The organism is Streptomyces sp. NBC_00207, from assembly GCF_045160965.1.
Taxonomy (GTDB): domain Bacteria; phylum Actinomycetota; class Actinomycetes; order Streptomycetales; family Streptomycetaceae; genus Streptomyces.
In genome coordinates this window covers 3,436,844-3,452,223 of sequence record NZ_CP130715.1, presented here as the reverse complement: position 1 = coordinate 3,452,223, position 15,380 = coordinate 3,436,844, and the positions used below count along the sequence as shown (strand labels likewise).

Genomic DNA, 15,380 nt, shown 5'->3' with positions numbered 1-15,380 from the left:
GTGGGGAGGGGTGCGCGATGGCGGTGACACGAAGGCCCGGTGCCGATCACTGCGGGATCGCCGCGGCGATGTCGGTGATCGACGGCAAATGGAAGGTCTCGCTCCTGTGGGAGCTGGAGCGGAGCCCGCGACGCCGCTTCGGTGAACTGCGCAGGCTCGTCCCCGGCGTCTCCGAGAAGGTGCTCGCCGCGCAGCTGCGCGAGCTGGAGCAGGACGGCATCGTCCACCGCGAGGTCCACGAGGAGGTACCGCCGCGCGTCGAGTACTCCCTGACCCCGCTGGGGCAGGGCCTGAACGCGGCGCTGGAGTCCCTGGGGGAGTGGGGTGCAAAGCATCTGCTACCGGACTCCGCGTAGCCGAGTCGTGATCGGCCGGCGGCCTCCGTCACCCCCTGGTGGGCCCGTAGTATGCATGGCGGCAGCACGCGCCGAGGCCGTCTCTCACTGCCTTTGAGTCCGCCCTGGCCCACCGCCTCGGGGAGAAGCCCGGAGCCGGGCAGCGGCTTGCCGAGCCACGACCGGCCGCCGGGCCGAGGACCGACCAGCAGTAGGGACACAGCAGTGACAGTCAGTACCGAGGGCACGGTCGCCGTGCTGCCCCCGGGCGGACCGGCCGCGCCCGCCCGCCCGATACCCGCCGTCCGGCGCGGGCTCGGTTCGCGCGGCACGCTCCTGCTCCTCGAAGCCGTCGTCGCGTTCGGCGCGGCGCTCGTGCTGCCGCTGCTGGCCGTCCGCTTCAAACTCGACCCCCTGGACCGGATCGCGCAGGTCAGCGGCCTCGCCGCGATCCAGCTGCGGTTCGCGCTCGTCGGTCTGCTGTTCATCGCCGCGGTGGCGCTGGCCATGAGGCTGCGGGGAGGCCGGCACTTCGACCTGGCCGCCCGGATCGCCGCCGCCGCCCTCGCGGGCCTGGCCAGCGGCTTCGTCGCCGCCGGCGCGGTCGTCGCCCTCCACGGGACGCCCTGGCCGATGTTCGGCCTCAACGGAGACAGCGGCCGCATCGTCGAGTGGGCCCACGCGGTGGCCAACGGCCGGCCCTCGGGCTCGCCGGTCTACCCGCCGGCTCCCCTCCACACCCTCGGCTACTACGCCGAGTGGTTCCGCGGCGGCAACACCGCCTACGCGTTCAAGGACCTCCAGATCCTCGGCGCCGCCGCCTTCGGGCCGCTGGCCTACCTCTGCTGGCGCATGCTGCTCAGCCCGGTCCGGGCCCTCGCCTTCGGCGTGGCACCGGCCTTCGCGCTGATCGACGCGTACAAGCCGTACAGCCAGACCGTGCTCGTGGTGCTCGTCCCGGTCCTGGTGGCGATGGTGGTGTCACTGAGCCGCAGCGCCGCCCAGGGCTGGCGGCCGCTCCTGCTCAAGGGCGCCGGATTCGGCGCGCTGCTCGGCGTGCTGTTCCTCACCTACTCGGGCTGGTTCCTGTGGAGCGCGGCGGGTGTCCTGTTCGCCGCGCTGTTGTACTTCCCGTGGCGGACCGGCCGCCTCGGCCGGCTCAAGGGCGCGGCCTTCCTCGGCGCCTCCCTGGCCGCCTTCCTCGTGGTCGCCGGCCGCTACCTCGCGGTCATGCTGACCGAGGGCCAGACCACCAAGGACTACAACTTCCGGTTCGACAACTTCACCGACCCGGCGTACTACCTCATGTGGCGCACGGACATGCCCGGCAAGGTCGGCGAGTGGCCGCCGCCCGGCGAGTACGGCGGGGTCGGCCTGTTCGCCCTCGTCACCTTCGTCTGCCTCGGCGCCGCGATCTGGCTGGGCATCCGCAGGCCGATGGTGGTCACCGTCGCCGCGATGTTCATCAGCGCGTGGGTGATGCGCATGTACATCGCCTCGCACATGTACGAGACGCAGACCGTCCAGCTCTACACCCGCACGAACAACCAGCTCCTCTACTGCGGGCTGCTGCTGTGCGCACTGGTCGTCCACCTGGTCTCGCAGCGGATGGCCGCGCGCCGGGCCGAGTCCGGGGCCGGCGCCGAGTCCGCGAGCGGTACGGCGGGCGCCGGGTTCCCGGGCCGCGAGGGCGCGGTGATCGGAGCGCTGTGCGCCCTGCTGCTGCTCCTCGGCACCGTCTCCTCCTCGATGGCCGACCGCTACATGCCGGCCAAGGAGAACACCTACCGGATCCTGCCGTGGGTGTCGCACACCATCACGGAGCAGGACGGCAGCTGTCCGCAGTACGCGCCCGGCGGCACCTGCTCCAAGGACGGCGACCAGAGCTGGCTGAGCTTCATCCGATGACCCGGGGGAACCGATGATCTCCGCACTGACGCGGCTGGCCGACTGGTCCGCCGGCACACCCAGGCGGCTCTGGCTGATCTCGTTCGCGCTGTTCTTCGCGCTCGCGGGCTCCTGGTCGGCCGCCAGCCCCATCGGCGGCTCTCCCGACGAACACGCGCACTTCGTCCGTGCCGCGGCCGCCGCCCGGGGCCAGATCAGCGGACCCCTGGTGATGGTCCCGCACCGGGTGGCGGGAATCGACGGGCAGTTCGCCGAGGCCGGGATGCAGCTCCCGGAGTGGTACGGGAACCTGGCCACGGTGCACGAGTGCTACGCGTGGCGCCAGTCCCAGCCCGCGTCCTGCGCGCCCTCGCTCGGCGACTCCGAGAAGATCGTCCAGGTCCCCACGGCGGCCGGCCGCTACCACCCGGCGTACTACCTGGCGACCGGCTGGCCGAGCCTGCTGGTCGACGGCCCCGAGGGGCTGTACCTGATGCGCTTCATGTCGGCGCTGCTCTGCTCGGCCCTGCTGGCGAGCGCGCTGGTCACGGCCGCCGAATGGCGGCGCCGCTCGCTGGCCGTGCTCGGCGTGCTCGCCGCCACCACGCCGATGACGCTCTACATGTCCGGCATGCTCAACCCCAGCGGCGGCGAGATCGCCGCCGGGATCCTGGTGTGGACGGCCCTGCTGTCGATCGTCCTGTCACCCGACCCGGTGCTGCTGAACCGGCGGCTGGCCAGGCTGGGCACCGGCGGCCTGGTCCTCATCAACATCCGGCCCCTCGGACTGATCTGGTTCGGCGGAGCGGTCTTCTTCTGCCTGCTGCTCACGCAGCGGCGCGGAGTGCTGGGATCCGTGCTGCGCCGCAAGGCCCTGTGGCTCTGGACGGCCCTGCTGGGCCTGGCCACGGCCGGTGCGCTGTACTGGGCGGCGAGGCACCCGGACCGTTCGAAGATAGACATTCCCGACTCGCTCACCGCGGCCGTGGCCGCGAAGCGCACCCTCGGCACCACCGACTGGTACATCAAGCAGATGGTCGGCTTCTTCGGCTGGCTGGACACCCCGGGCCCGGCCCTGCTGTACCTGGTGTGGATGGCGGTGCTCGCGACGCTCGTCATGCTGGCGCTGGTCTACGGCCACAAGCGCGACGTGGTGGCGGTGCTCGGCATGCTGGTGGCCATCGTGATGGTGCCGGTGGCCGCGCAGGCCTCGGAGGCGGAGCGGATCGGCATGGTGTGGCAGGGCCGCTACCTGCTGCCCTTCGCCGTCGGCCTGCCGCTGATGGCCGTGCTGATCTGCGCCACGCGCGTCCCCGGGCGCGGTTTCCCCTGGCGGCGGCTGGTCGGCCTCTGCGTCGGCGGCCTGGCGGTGGCCAACGTGGCGGCGTTCTACTGGACGCTGCGCCGGTTCGCCGTCGGCAACAAGGCTTCGTGGGTGCCGACCTCGGCGCACTGGGCCCCGCCCGGCGGCTGGGTCTTCTGGACCGGCGTGTACGCGGTGGCGGCCCTCGCCATCGTCGTGCCCGCCCTGGTCTCGGACCGCAAGGCCGCCGCGCCGCAGCTCCCGGACCTCGACGCCCCGCGTCCGGACCGCGAGGTACGGGTGCCCGAGCCCGCCTGACGCACCCCGCCCGACCCACCCCGCTTGACCCACGCCGTCTGACGGGCGCACCCCGTCAGGCGGCGGGGCCGACCTCGGCGGTCACCACCGACGGCGTACGGTCGTCCGCCTCGGCGAGCAGGGAGCCGCCCGGGGCCCACACGGCCGCGCGGCCGCAGCCGGTCCACGGGCCCGCCGGGCCGACGTGGTTGGCGAGGACGACGTACAGGCCGTGGTCCTTCGCGATCCCCGGGTACACGGTGGCGCGCTCGCCGATCCCGTCGCCCGTCCCGTACAGGGAGCTCGCCAGGTGCACCCGGCAGCCGTCGGCCGCGCCCCGGCCGGGCAGTTCGGGGAAGTGGTTGTCGTAGCAGACGCCCAAGGAGAAGCGGATCCCGCCGAGTTCGAAGCGCCCGTCGCCCGTGCCGGGGGCGAAGACGTCCTGCTCGTGCCGGAAGAGGTGCTGCTTCGCGTACGTCGTCAGGAGCGCGCCGTCCGCATCGTGCACCAGCGTCGCGATGGCGGGGCGCGGGCCGGCGGCGGGCAGGGCGACGTTGACGGCGGTGGCGATGCCGGCGGAGCGCAGCGGGTCCAGGCGCGGGTCGTCGGCGGCCGTCCACAGGCCGGGGTCGCGGGCCAGCGCGTCCAGTTCGTAACCGGTGAGCGTGAACTCGGGGAACACCACCAGTGCGGCGCCCTGTTCGCGGGCCGCGGCGGCGAGAGCGGCGGCCCGCGCGACGTTGGCGGGGACATCGGCGGGGACGCAGGTCATCTGGGCTGCGGCGATCTTCATTCGGCCGAGGATGCCAGCCGGGCGGTGCCCGGGGACTTCCGGGGGGTCGACGTACCGGCGGCGCGGAGGGATGCTGTAACGGCGCGCTCACGCAGCGCGGTCGACGGTTCCGGCGTACGGGGGGTATCCGATGCGACGTGACGGTTCAGCCTGGTGACGGCCCCCGACTGGGTCCAGCCGGTCCTCACCGGTGCCTTCCTGGTCCTCGCGTACCGGGTGGTGCGGACTTCCGGCGCGGGGCTGCGGGTGGCCGTGGCCTTCATGATCGTGCTGAACGTGGGAATGCTGTGGCTGCTGTGGCTGCTGTGGGACGACGGGCCGCCGTGGGCGGTGCCGGCCGTCATCGCGGTCTCCCTGGTGGCCGCGGTGGTCAACACCGTCGCCGCGGCGCGGACCGCGCTCGAACGCATCGAGCGCGTGGACACCGCCCGCTTCCGGGACCTCGTGGGGCACGTCGCGGGTTCCGAGGGGCCCCAGGTGATGGGCGTGTGCGTCACCTACACCGGCGCGCTGGTCCTCACCGCCTTCGGCAGCGACGCCCGGCCGGAGGGCCGGCAGTTCCACCTGCCGCCCGGCCCGGACTGCCCGTTCTGCCTGGTGGAGGATCAGATACGGGCGTTCCTCGGGGCGGTGGACCCGCTGCTGGGCGAGTACCGCAGGCACCTGGGGGCGGGCAGCAGCCGGCACGTCCTCGTCAAGCGGCCGTCCACCGCGGAGCCCTGGACGGGCCGGCTCCGCGACCGGGCGTACTACCGGGTGCCCCGCCGCCGGCCGTCCTGCCCGGTCCACGACCCGCTGCTCGGCCCGCCCTAGCCCCGGGCGCCCGCTAGGAGTCCGCGGGGCCCCGCAGGAGGGTCAGGAAGGAGCGGAAGGCGGCGGGCATGTCCACCGACTCGGGGGCGAGCAGCCACTGGTACTGGAGTCCGTCCATGACGGCCGTCAGCAGGGGGGCCGCCTGTTCCGGGGTGAGGCCCGAGGGGAGGAGTTCGCCGAACTCGGCGCGGAGCACCGCCGCCATCTCCGCGCGGACCTGGGCGTAGCGCTCCGTGAAGAACTCCCGCGCCGGGTGCCCGTCCGTGACGCTCTCGCCCAGCAGCGCCGAGAAGGTCTGCACGATGCCCGGGCGCATCGCGTTGTACTCCACGAGCGAGGCCAGCAGGTCGAGGCGCCAGGTGTCGGCCGCGGCGCGCGAGCCGCCGCCGGTGTCCCAGCGGTCGCGCTCCTCCAGCACCGCGACCAGCAGCGCCTCCTTGGTCGGGAAGTAGTGCAGCAGCCCCTGCTGGGTCAGGCCCACGCGTTCGGCGACCGTGCCCAGGGACGCGCCCCGGTAGCCACGCTCCGCGATCACCTCGACGGCCGCGCGGACGATCTCCCCGCGGCGCTCCTCGCTCCTTGCCCTGACCATCGCCCCGGCACCCCTTCCCGTACGACTCCTGCCAGCAGGACCGTACGTCATCTTGATATCACGAAAAGATTACGAACCCTACCGCTCAACAGGTAACAGGTCCACGATGGGGGCACCGCACCGCACCACCGCACTCAACGAGGAGGCACGGCCGTGACCGATGCCGATCAGGTCCGCACCAGCGTCGTCGAAGTGGCGCTCGGGAAGCTCGATCTCGACACCAAGGCCCGACTGCTGGCCGGGCAGGACATGTGGTCGCTGCCCGCGATCCCCGAGATCGGGCTGCAATCCCTGGTCATGTCCGACGGCCCCATCGGGGTCCGCGGCGTGCGCTGGACCGCCGACGACCCGTCCATCGCCCTGCCCTCCCCGACCGCGCTCGCCGCCGCCTGGGACCCCGAGCTCGCCCGCCGCGCCGGCCGCCTCCTCGCCCAGGAGGCCCGCCGCAAGGGCGTCCACGTCCTGCTCGCACCCACCGTCAACCTGCACCGCTCCCCGCTCGGCGGCCGCCACTTCGAGTGCTACTCCGAGGACCCCTACCTCACCGGGGTCATCGGCAGCGGCTACGTCAACGGCGTCCAGGACGGCGGGGTCGGCACCACCGTCAAGCACTTCGTCGGCAACGAATCCGAGACCGACCGGTTCACCGTCGACTCCGTCATCGCCCCGCGCCCACTGCGCGAGCTGTACCTGGCGCCCTTCGAGGCCATCGTCGCCAACGCCCACCCGTGGGGCATCATGACCGCCTACAACCAGGTCAACGGCACGACGATGACCGAGCACCGGTACCTGGTGAACGAAGTCCTGCGCGGCGAATGGGGCTTCGACGGGTACAACGTCTCCGACTGGATGGCCGCCCGCTCCACCACCGGCGACATCGAGGGCGGCCTGGACGTGGCCATGCCCGGCCCCACCGGCGTCTACGGGCCCGCCCTCGCCGAGGCTGTCCGCGCCGGGGAGGTCTCCGAGTCCCTCGTCGACGACGCCGTGCGCAACGTCCTGCGCCTCGCCGCCCGCGTCGGCGCACTGGAGGGCGCGCCCGCCGCCGTCGAGACCGCCCCGGCCCCGGTCGACGGCCAGGCGCTGGCCCGCGAGCTCGCCGCCCGCGGCTTCGTCCTCGTGCGCAACGAGGCCGTGCCCGGCCGGAGCGCCGCCCTGCCGCTCGACGCCTCCGCCGGCCGTACCGTCGCCCTCTCCGGCGCCGCGGCCCGTGACGCCCGCGTCCTCGGCGGCGGCAGCGCCACCGTCTTCCCCGAGCGGATCGTCTCCCCGCTCGACGGCCTCACCGCCGCCCTCCCGGACGGAGCCCTGACCTTCACCGTCGGCGCCGACCCCTCCGACGAACTGGTCCCCGCCGACAAGGGCTTCGAACTGCGCGCCGTCTGCCGCGACGCCTCCGGCGCCGTCGTCGGCGAGGGCAGCCTGCCGACCGGCCAGGTCCAGTGGATCGGCGACGACCTGCCCGCCGGCGCCACGTACGAGACGATGGCGAGCATCGAGGTCCGCGGTACGTTCCTCCCGCGCGAGAGCGGCGAGCACGCCTTCGGCACCCGCGGACTGGGCGCCTTCAGCCTCGCGGTCGACGGGCGGACCCTCTGGGAGGGCGTCCAGGAGATGGGCAACGAGGCCGACCCCTTCGAGGCCTTCTTCGGCGCTCCCAGCGAGCGCGCCCGCGTCACCGTCACCGAGGGCGAGCCCGTCGAGGTGTCGCTGACCTACCAGGTCCCCGACGTGTCCGCGCTGCCGCTCAAGGCGATCATGTTCTCGCTGCTCCACCTCGGCCCGCGCAGCGACCCCGACGAGCTGATCGCCGAGGCCGTGGCGGCCGCCCGCGCCGCCGACACCGCCGTCGTGGTCGTCGCCACCACCGAGCGCGTGGAGTCCGAGGGCTTCGACCGGCAGGACCTCACCCTCCCGGGCCGCCAGGACGACCTGGTGCGCGCCGTCGCCGCCGTCAACCCGAACACCGTGGTCGTCGTCAACGCGGGCTCCCCGGTGGAGCTCCCGTGGCGCGAGGACGTCGCCGCGGTGCTGCTGACCTGGTTCCCCGGGCAGGAGGGCGGGGCCGCGCTGGCCGACGTACTCCTCGGCGACGCGGAGCCCGGCGGGCGGCTGCCCACCACGTGGCCCGCGCGGTTCGAGGACGCGCCCGTCACCGAAGTCGTCCCCACCGAGGGGCGCCTGGAGTACCGGGAGGGCCTCTTCATCGGCTACCGGGCCTACGAGAAGCACGGCGTGGCCCCCGCCTTCCCCTTCGGGCACGGCCTCGGCTACACCGACTGGGCGTACGAGTCCCTGGAGGCCACCGCCGACACGGTCCGGGTCCGCCTCACCAACACCGGTACCCGGCCCGGCCGCGAGGTCGTCCAGGTCTACCTCGCCCCCGTCGCGGACACCGTGGAGCGCCCGGCGAGCTGGCTGGCGGGCTTCGCGGGCGTCTCGGCGGGACCCGGCGAGACCGTCGAGGCCGTGATCGCCCTGCCCGCCCGGGCCTTCGAGATCTGGGACCGGGAGAGCTCCGGCTGGCAGCGGATCGGCGGCGCCTACGAGGTCCGCGCGAGCCACTCGCACGGTGACACGCGGCTGACGGCCACGCTCGACGTCGCGTAACACACCGTAACCATCGGAAATGGCTGGAAATCACCCCTGAAACAGCCACGAAAGCCGGTCCGGGGGCGAGACCTGACTCTCGCCCCCGGACCCTCCGTGCACAGCGGCGTCAACGTGGCGGTTCGGCGGCCGTCACCTGGCGGTGCGCCAGTTCCGCCAGCCGTGCCTGCCCGTCCTTGCCCGGATGGAACCAGTCCCAGCGGCTCAACTGATCCGCCGCGAAGGGGTACTGGAACACCGCCCCGCCGTCGTAGCGGCACAGTGCGTCCTTCGCGCAGACCTCGCGCAGCACCTCGTTGTACTCGACCACCCGCGCCCGCACCTGCTCGCGCCGGGCCGTCGCCCCCGTCGCCGCCGACAGCGGATCGGCGAGCATCGACTGACAGATGCCCAGCTTCCAGACCTGCCGCACCATCGGGAGGTCCTTGCCCTGCTCCCACAGCCGTTGGAGGTCCGGCACGCTGGAGACGTACACCTGGGAGGAGGGGGACGCGGTCCGGAGCCCGGCGAGGGCCTTCTCGAATCCGTCCCGGAACTCCGCCACCGGCGTCATCGACGAAGCCGTGGGCCGGCAGGCGTCGTTCGAGCCCACCATGACCGTGACCAGGTCGGGCTTGTGCGCGGCGGCCTCCGTCAGCTGCCCCGGCAGGTCCGCCATCCGTGCGCCGGTCACCGCGTAGTTCCAGCTGCGGGCGGGCACCTCGGCGTCCCCGAGCAGCCGGGCGGCGAGGGAGCGGACCGCGGGGTCGTTCCCGGTGGCCCAGGAGACCTCCGGGCAGTCGGCCAGGACCGAACAGGCGTCGAAACCGCGTGTGATGGAGTCGCCCACGGCCGCGAGCGAGGCCGGCGCCGTGTTCCAGCGCGGAGCGGCCTGAGCCCCGCGCTCGCCCTCGCCGCCCGACGCGCCCGAGCTGCACCCCGTCGCCGCGCCGGCCAGCAGTACGGCAGCCGCACCCGCGCCCGCGAGGATCCGGCGCGCGGGAGTGCGCGGAGCGGTGGTGCGCATGGGAAGGGCTCCTCCTTTTCGCCCCCGCATCGTTCGGGGGGTCCTGCTGAGTGAAAGCTCTGTGTTTACGGGCCTTGGAGCGACCGTACGTCACACCATGACCCCCGGCGCACGGTAGCTTTTTCCCGTGGCGTTTCGGCCGCAGGTCCCGTAGCGCAATGTCAAATAATTTCCGTTACATTACATCACGTCACATACTGTCCGTTTTCTGGAGTTTATTCCCGACCTCGTCCACCACTGGAGGTCCCGGTGACGACACGTGGAGTTCTGTACGTGCATTCCGCACCGCGCGCGCTCTGCCCGCATGTGGAATGGGCTGTTGCGGGCGTGCTCGGGGTGCGGGTGAACCTCGACTGGATCAGGCAGCCCGCCTCCCCGGGCACCTGGAGAGCCGAGTTCTCCTGGCAGGCCGAAGCGGGCACCGCCTCGAAACTCGCCTCCGCGCTGCGCGGCTGGCACCTGCTGCGCTTCGAGGTGACCGCGGAACCGTGCCCGAACGCCGAGGGCGAGCGCTACAGCTCCACCCCGGAGCTCGGCATCTTCCACGCCGTCACCGGCATCCACGGCGACATCCTGATCCCGGAGGACCGGCTGCGCGCCGCCCTCGCCCGGTCCGCACGCGGCGAGACCGACCTGGAGGCGGAGATCGCCAAACTGCTCGGCAAGCCCTGGGACGACGAACTGGAGCCCTTCCGCTACGCGGGCGAGGGCGCCCCGGTCCGCTGGCTCCACCAGGTGGTCTGAACGCTCACGACGCGAAGGGCCCCGCACAGCGAGTGCTGTGCGGGGCCCTTCGTCGTGCGGTACGGGATCAGACGGTGCGGAACGCCAGGGTGACGTTGTGACCGCCGAAGCCGAAGGAGTTGTTGATCGCGGAGATCGGGCCGTCGGCCGGCAGCTTGCGGGGCTCGCCGCGCACGATGTCCGCGTCGATGTCCTCGTCGAGGTCGTCGACGTTGATGGTCGGCGGGGCCAGCCGGTTGTAGAGCGCCAGCACGGTCGCGACGGTCTCGATACCGCCCGCGCCGCCCAGCAGGTGACCGGTCATCGACTTGGTCGCGGAGATCGCGATGTGGTCGAGGTCGTCGCCCAGGACCTTGCGCAGGGCCTTCAGCTCGGCCGTGTCACCCTGCGGGGTCGACGTGGCGTGTGCGTTCAGGTGGACCAGCTCGGCCGGGTCGAGGCCCGTGTTGTCGAGCAGGTTCTGCACCGCGGCCGCGACACCGCGGCCGGTCGGCTCCGGCTGCGCGATGTGGTGGCTGTCCGCGGACAGACCCTGGCCCAGCACCTCGCAGTAGACCCGGGCGCCGCGCGCGGCGGCGTGCTCGGCGGACTCCAGGATGACGACGCCCGCGCCCTCGCCCAGTACGAAGCCGTCACGGCCCTTGTCGTACGGACGGGAGGCCTGCTCGGGGTTCTCGTTGTTCTTGGACATCGCCATCATGTTGGCGAACGCGGCGATGGGCAGCGGGTGGATCGCCGCCTCGGTGCCGCCCGCGACGACCACGTCGGCACGGCCGGTACGGATCATCTCGACGGCGTAGCCGATGGCCTCGGCGCCGGAGGCGCAGGCGCTGACCGGAGTGTGCACGCCCGCCTGGGCGTTGACCTCCAGGCCGACGTTGGCCGACGGGCCGTTCGGCATGAGCATGGGGACGGTGTGCGGGGAGACCCGGCGCACACCCTTTTCCTTCAGTACGTCGTACTGGTCGAGCAGGGTGGTGACACCGCCGATACCGGAGGCGATCACCGTGCCCAGGCGCTCGGGCCGGATCTGCTCGTCCTCGCCGGCCGGGGCGGTGTAGCCGGCGTCGGCCCACGCCTCGCGCGCCGCGATGACGGCGAACTGCGCCGAGCGGTCGAGCTTGCGGGCCAGCGGCCGGGGCAGGACCTCGCTCGGGTCCACGGCGGCACGGGCGGCGATGCGTACCGGGAGTTCGGCGAAGCGCTCGCCCTCCAGGGGCGTTACGCCGGAACGGCCGGCAAGCAGACCTTCCCAGGTCGAAGCGCTGTCGCCACCCAGCGGAGTGGTTGCGCCGATACCGGTGACGACCACGGTGCGATTGGTCGGGCTCACAGGAATTCTTTCTCCACGTCTCAGGGGGTGCTGAATTGTCACGGCGCCACCGCCAGGTGGCGACAAACGCTCGTCAGGCTCAGGCCTGGTGCTTCGCGATGTAGTCCGCGGCGTCGCCGACCGTCTTGAGGTTCTTGACGTCCTCGTCCGGGATCTTGACGTCGAAGCGCTCTTCGGCGGCGACGACGACCTCGACCATGGACAGCGAGTCGACGTCCAGGTCGTCGGTGAAGGACTTCTCGATCTGGACGTCCTCGACCGGGATACCCGCGATCTCGTTGACGATCTCCGCGAGACCCTCGACGATCTCTGCCTGCGTGGCGGCCATGTGGCGCTCCTTCTCTGGGTAACTGGGTAGACAGACCGGGATGTGGATCCCGGCCCTAGGGGAGGGTAACGACCGTCGCGGCGTAGACGAGTCCCGCCCCGAAGCCGATGACGAGCGCGGTGTCGCCGCTCTTCGCCGCTCCGGTCGCCAGGAGCCGCTCCATAGCGAGCGGGATCGAGGCGGCCGACGTGTTGCCGGTGGTCTCCACGTCACGGGCGACCGTGACGTGCTCCGGCAGCTTCAGAGTCTTCACCATCGAGTCGATGATCCGCATGTTCGCCTGGTGCGGAATGAAGACGTCCAGGTCGTCCGCGGTGATCCCGGCGGCGTCGAGCGCCTGCTGGGCCACCTTGGCCATCTCGAAGACGGCCCAGCGGAAGACCGCCTGACCCTCCTGCGTGATGGCCGGGAACTTCTCGGCGGTGTCCTTGGTGCGGAACTCGTCCCACGGCACGGTCTGCTTGATCGTGTCGGACTTGTCGCCCTCCGAACCCCACACCGTGGGGCCGATGGCCGGCTCGTCCGAGGGACCGACGACCACGGCACCCGCGCCGTCGCCGAACAGGAAGGCCGTCGCGCGGTCCTCCAGGTCCGTCAGGTCCGAGAGCCGCTCCACGCCGATGACGAGGACGTACTCCGCCGAACCTTCCACCACCATGCCCTTGGCCAGGGTCAGACCGTAGCCGAAACCGGCGCAGCCCGCGGAGATGTCGAAGGCGGCGGGCTTGACCGCGCCGATCCGGTGCGCGATCTCGGTCGCGACGGCCGGAGTCTGCTTGAAGTGCGAGACCGTCGAGACGATCACGGCACCGATCTGCTCGGGGGAGACGCCGGCATCGGCCAGCGCCTTGCCCGAGGCCTCCACCGACATCGCGGCGACCGTCTCCTCGGGCGAGGCCCAGTGGCGGGTCGCGATGCCCGAGCGGGAACGGATCCACTCGTCGGACGAGTCGATGGTCTCGAGGATGACCTCGTTGGGCACCACACGGGTCGGGCGGTAGCCGCCGACTCCGAGGATGCGGGCGTACGGGGAGCCCTTGGCCGGCTTGATCTTGGACATGCTGTGTGGGCTCCTTCTCTCAGGCCGTCTGTTCGGCGACGAGCGCCGCGGCCTTGTCGAGATCGTCCGGGGTCTTCAGAGCCACGCTCGGTACGCCCTTCAGCGCGCGCTTGGCCAGACCCGTCAGGGTGCCACCGGGGCAGAGCTCGATGATCCCCGTGACGCCCAGTTCGGCGAACGTCTCCATGCACAGGTCCCAGCGGACCGGGTTCGCGACCTGGCCGACCAGGCGGGCGACGACGTCGGCGCCCGTGGTGACGACAAGGCCGTCCTTGTTCGAGACGTACTTCAGCACCGGGTCCGCCGGGGAGAGGGCCTCGGCGGCCTTCTCCAGCGTGGCCACCGCGGGGGCCATGTGGTGCGTGTGGAAGGCGCCCGCGACCTTGAGGGCGACGATCTTCATGGAGCCTTCGGGCTTGTCGGCCTCCAGGGCAGCGATCTGCTCCATGGTGCCGGCGGCCACGATCTGGCCCGCGCCGTTGATGTTGGCCGGGGTCAGACCCAGCTTCTCCAGGTGTGCGACGACCACGTCGCGGTCACCGCCGAGGACCGCGGCCATGCCGGTCTCGGTGACGGCGGCCGCCTCGGCCATGCCGAGACCGCGGGTCCGGACGAACGACAGCGCGTCGGCCTCGGACAGCACGCCGGCGTAGGCGGCGGCGGTGATCTCGCCGACGCTGTGGCCCGCGACGGCACCGAAGGTCAGGGAAGCCGGCAGCGCCGAGGCGGACAGCAGGCCCGCGGCGACCAGCAGGGGCTGGGCCACGGCCGTGTCGCGGATCTCGTCGGCGTCAGCGTTCGTGCCGTAGTGGGCAAGGTCCAGCCCGATGGCGTCGGACCAGGCGGCGACGCGGTCAGCGGCACCGGGGAGGTCGAGCCAGGGAGTCAAGAAGCCGGGCGTCTGAGCGCCTTGGCCGGGAGCGACGAGTACGAGCACCCTCACACTCTCTCTTGTAGGTGGTCCCGGCCGCCCGTGGGGACAGGGACGAAGAACCGTCGGGGTAATTGTTGATGTCCGACAAAAGTCTAGGTCTGGAGATCGCCGTCGGCCAGACGCCCGAGAATCAGGGCGATTCGCAGCGTGAACGCCGAGCGGACATCGGAGGGTGACCATCCGGTGACGTCGGTCACACGTCGCAGCCGGTAGCGCACCGTGTTGGGGTGCACGAACAGCATCCGCGCCGCCCCTTCCAGGCTGCTCGCCTGCTCCAGGTACACGCTCAGCGTCTCCAGCAGCGCAGACCCGGCCTCTTCCAGTGGTCTGTAGATCTCCTCCACCAGTTGTTCCCTGGCAGCGGGATCGGAGGCGATCGCGCGCTCCGGCAGGAGATCGTCCGCCAGGACCGGACGCGGGGCGTCCTGCCAGGCAGTGCAGGCCTTCAGCCCGGCCGCCGCGGCCTGCGCCGACTTCGTCGCGTTCAGCAGGTCGGAGACCACCGGGCCGGCCACCACCGGACCGGCCGCGAACGGCCCGATCAGCGACTTCGCCACCTGCATCGGGTTGTCGCTGCCGCCCGCGATGACGACCAGCCGGTCCCCGAGCACTCCGGTGAGGACCTGCAGCTTGTGGTGGCGGGCCGCGCGCCGGATCGCCTCCACCGTCAGCTCGCTGTCCCCCTCCGGCGCGGTGCCGAGCACCACGCACACGTGCTCGGGGGAGTTCCAGCCCAGCGCCGCCGCCCGGGAGAGTGCACCCTCGTCGGCCTCGCCGGACAGCACCGCGTTGACGACCAGGGACTCCAGCCGGGCGTCCCACGCCCCGCGCGCCTCGGCGGCCTGCGCGTACACCTGGGCCGTCGCGAAGGCGATCTCCCGGGCGTACACGAGCAGCGCCTCGCGCAGGATCTGCTCGTCACCCGGGGCCGCCACCTCCTCGATCGCGGTCTCCATGACCTCGATCGTGGTGCGGACCATCTCGACGGTCTGGCGCAGGGTGATCGCCCGGGTCAGCTCGCGCGGAGCCGTCCCGAACACGTCGGTGGAGATCGCCTGCGGGGTCTCCGGGTGCCGGAACCACTCGGTGAACGCGGCGATGCCGGCCTGCGCCACCAGGCCGATCCAGGACCGGTTCTCGGGTGGCATCGCCCGGTACCACGGCAGGGTCTCGTCCATCCGCGCGATCGCGTTGGCGGCGAGCCGGCCGGAGGACTTCTCCAGTCGGCGCAGCGTCGCGGTGTGCGGATGGGCGGGAGCGGGATGCGCGGCGTGTGTGGCGGGCGAATGCTCACGTTCGGGTTGAGGCACGTGACAAGACTGCCTTATCGGGACGGGTGTGCGGA

General features: G+C 72.1%; 14 protein-coding genes. 6 read left to right on the top strand and 8 right to left on the bottom strand.

The genetic code is table 11. The features are described from left to right. Positions 1-17 precede the first annotated feature (17 nt). The 3 genes from OG472_RS16605 (at position 18) to OG472_RS16595 (ending at position 3,843) form a co-directional block, all read left to right on the top strand. Positions 18-356, top strand: coding sequence for a winged helix-turn-helix transcriptional regulator (locus OG472_RS16605; protein WP_405830006.1), 339 nt, complete (start codon positions 18-20; stop codon positions 354-356). A 204-nt stretch (positions 357-560) separates the two neighbouring features. After that, entirely contained in the window at positions 561-2,243 is a 1,683-nt protein-coding gene (locus OG472_RS16600; RefSeq protein ID WP_405941677.1) for a hypothetical protein, read from the top strand. A gap of 13 nt (positions 2,244-2,256) precedes the next feature. Then, positions 2,257-3,843: a DUF2142 domain-containing protein gene (locus tag OG472_RS16595; RefSeq protein WP_405830004.1), complete on the top strand. Its 1,587-nt coding sequence runs from the start codon at positions 2,257-2,259 to the stop codon at positions 3,841-3,843. Positions 3,844-3,898: 55 nt separating this feature from the next. On the opposite strand, the gene OG472_RS16590 is transcribed toward OG472_RS16595, so the two are convergent. Continuing rightward, a complete protein-coding gene (locus tag OG472_RS16590) occupies positions 3,899-4,615 on the bottom strand; it encodes a carbon-nitrogen hydrolase family protein (protein WP_405830002.1) in 717 nt (238 codons plus the stop codon). Between the two features lie 153 nt (positions 4,616-4,768). Between OG472_RS16590 and OG472_RS16585 the strand changes: the two genes are divergently transcribed. Then, entirely contained in the window at positions 4,769-5,428 is a 660-nt protein-coding gene (locus tag OG472_RS16585) for a hypothetical protein (protein ID WP_405941676.1), read from the top strand. A gap of 13 nt (positions 5,429-5,441) precedes the next feature. On the opposite strand, the gene OG472_RS16580 is transcribed toward OG472_RS16585, so the two are convergent. Then, on the bottom strand, positions 5,442-6,020 hold the full coding sequence (locus OG472_RS16580) for a TetR/AcrR family transcriptional regulator (protein ID WP_405829999.1): 579 nt from the start codon (positions 6,018-6,020) through the stop codon (positions 5,442-5,444). Between the two features lie 153 nt (positions 6,021-6,173). Here OG472_RS16580 and OG472_RS16575 point away from each other — a divergent pair, with 153 nt between their 5' ends. After that, positions 6,174-8,630, top strand: a complete 2,457-nt coding sequence (locus OG472_RS16575; RefSeq protein ID WP_405941675.1) for a beta-glucosidase — start codon at positions 6,174-6,176, stop codon at positions 8,628-8,630. A gap of 109 nt (positions 8,631-8,739) precedes the next feature. On the opposite strand, the gene OG472_RS16570 is transcribed toward OG472_RS16575, so the two are convergent. Beyond that, complete coding sequence (locus tag OG472_RS16570) at positions 8,740-9,636, bottom strand: SGNH/GDSL hydrolase family protein (RefSeq protein ID WP_401601800.1); 897 nt, start codon at positions 9,634-9,636, stop codon at positions 8,740-8,742. A 249-nt stretch (positions 9,637-9,885) separates the two neighbouring features. On the opposite strand from OG472_RS16570, the gene OG472_RS16565 reads away from it, so the two are divergent. Continuing rightward, entirely contained in the window at positions 9,886-10,380 is a 495-nt protein-coding gene (locus OG472_RS16565; RefSeq protein ID WP_351291109.1) for a DUF3145 domain-containing protein, read from the top strand. Positions 10,381-10,447: 67 nt separating this feature from the next. Here OG472_RS16565 and fabF read toward each other — a convergent pair whose 3' ends face one another. From fabF to OG472_RS16540, 5 genes are all read right to left on the bottom strand, one after another. Then, positions 10,448-11,713: a beta-ketoacyl-ACP synthase II gene (fabF, locus tag OG472_RS16560; RefSeq protein ID WP_401601797.1), complete on the bottom strand. Its 1,266-nt coding sequence runs from the start codon at positions 11,711-11,713 to the stop codon at positions 10,448-10,450. A 79-nt stretch (positions 11,714-11,792) separates the two neighbouring features. Then, positions 11,793-12,041, bottom strand: a complete 249-nt coding sequence (locus tag OG472_RS16555) for an acyl carrier protein (protein WP_319721482.1) — start codon at positions 12,039-12,041, stop codon at positions 11,793-11,795. 55 nt (positions 12,042-12,096) lie between these two features. Then, positions 12,097-13,101 carry a ketoacyl-ACP synthase III gene (locus OG472_RS16550; RefSeq protein WP_327413788.1) on the bottom strand — a complete coding sequence of 335 codons (1,005 nt, stop codon included), beginning with the start codon at positions 13,099-13,101 and terminating at the stop codon, positions 12,097-12,099. Between the two features lie 19 nt (positions 13,102-13,120). Then, entirely contained in the window at positions 13,121-14,038 is a 918-nt protein-coding gene (locus tag OG472_RS16545) for an ACP S-malonyltransferase (protein WP_401601794.1), read from the bottom strand. Positions 14,039-14,127: 89 nt separating this feature from the next. Further along, complete coding sequence (locus OG472_RS16540; RefSeq protein ID WP_383568465.1) at positions 14,128-15,345, bottom strand: PucR family transcriptional regulator; 1,218 nt, start codon at positions 15,343-15,345, stop codon at positions 14,128-14,130. Between the last annotated feature and the right edge of the window lie 35 nt (positions 15,346-15,380).

What these genes read in the sequence shown, in the direction of transcription:
- OG472_RS16550 (WP_327413788.1), bottom strand. Translation starts at nt 13,101, where the DNA reads ATGTCCAAGATCAAGCCGGCCAAGGGCTCCCCGTACGCCCGCATCCTC.
- OG472_RS16555 (WP_319721482.1), bottom strand. Translation starts at nt 12,041, where the DNA reads ATGGCCGCCACGCAGGCAGAGATCGTCGAGGGTCTCGCGGAGATCGTC.
- OG472_RS16605 (WP_405830006.1), top strand. Translation starts at nt 18, where the DNA reads ATGGCGGTGACACGAAGGCCCGGTGCCGATCACTGCGGGATCGCCGCG.
- OG472_RS16570 (WP_401601800.1), bottom strand. Translation starts at nt 9,636, where the DNA reads ATGCGCACCACCGCTCCGCGCACTCCCGCGCGCCGGATCCTCGCGGGC.
- OG472_RS16595 (WP_405830004.1), top strand. Translation starts at nt 2,257, where the DNA reads ATGATCTCCGCACTGACGCGGCTGGCCGACTGGTCCGCCGGCACACCC.
- OG472_RS16580 (WP_405829999.1), bottom strand. Translation starts at nt 6,020, where the DNA reads ATGGTCAGGGCAAGGAGCGAGGAGCGCCGCGGGGAGATCGTCCGCGCG.
- OG472_RS16590 (WP_405830002.1), bottom strand. Translation starts at nt 4,615, where the DNA reads ATGAAGATCGCCGCAGCCCAGATGACCTGCGTCCCCGCCGATGTCCCC.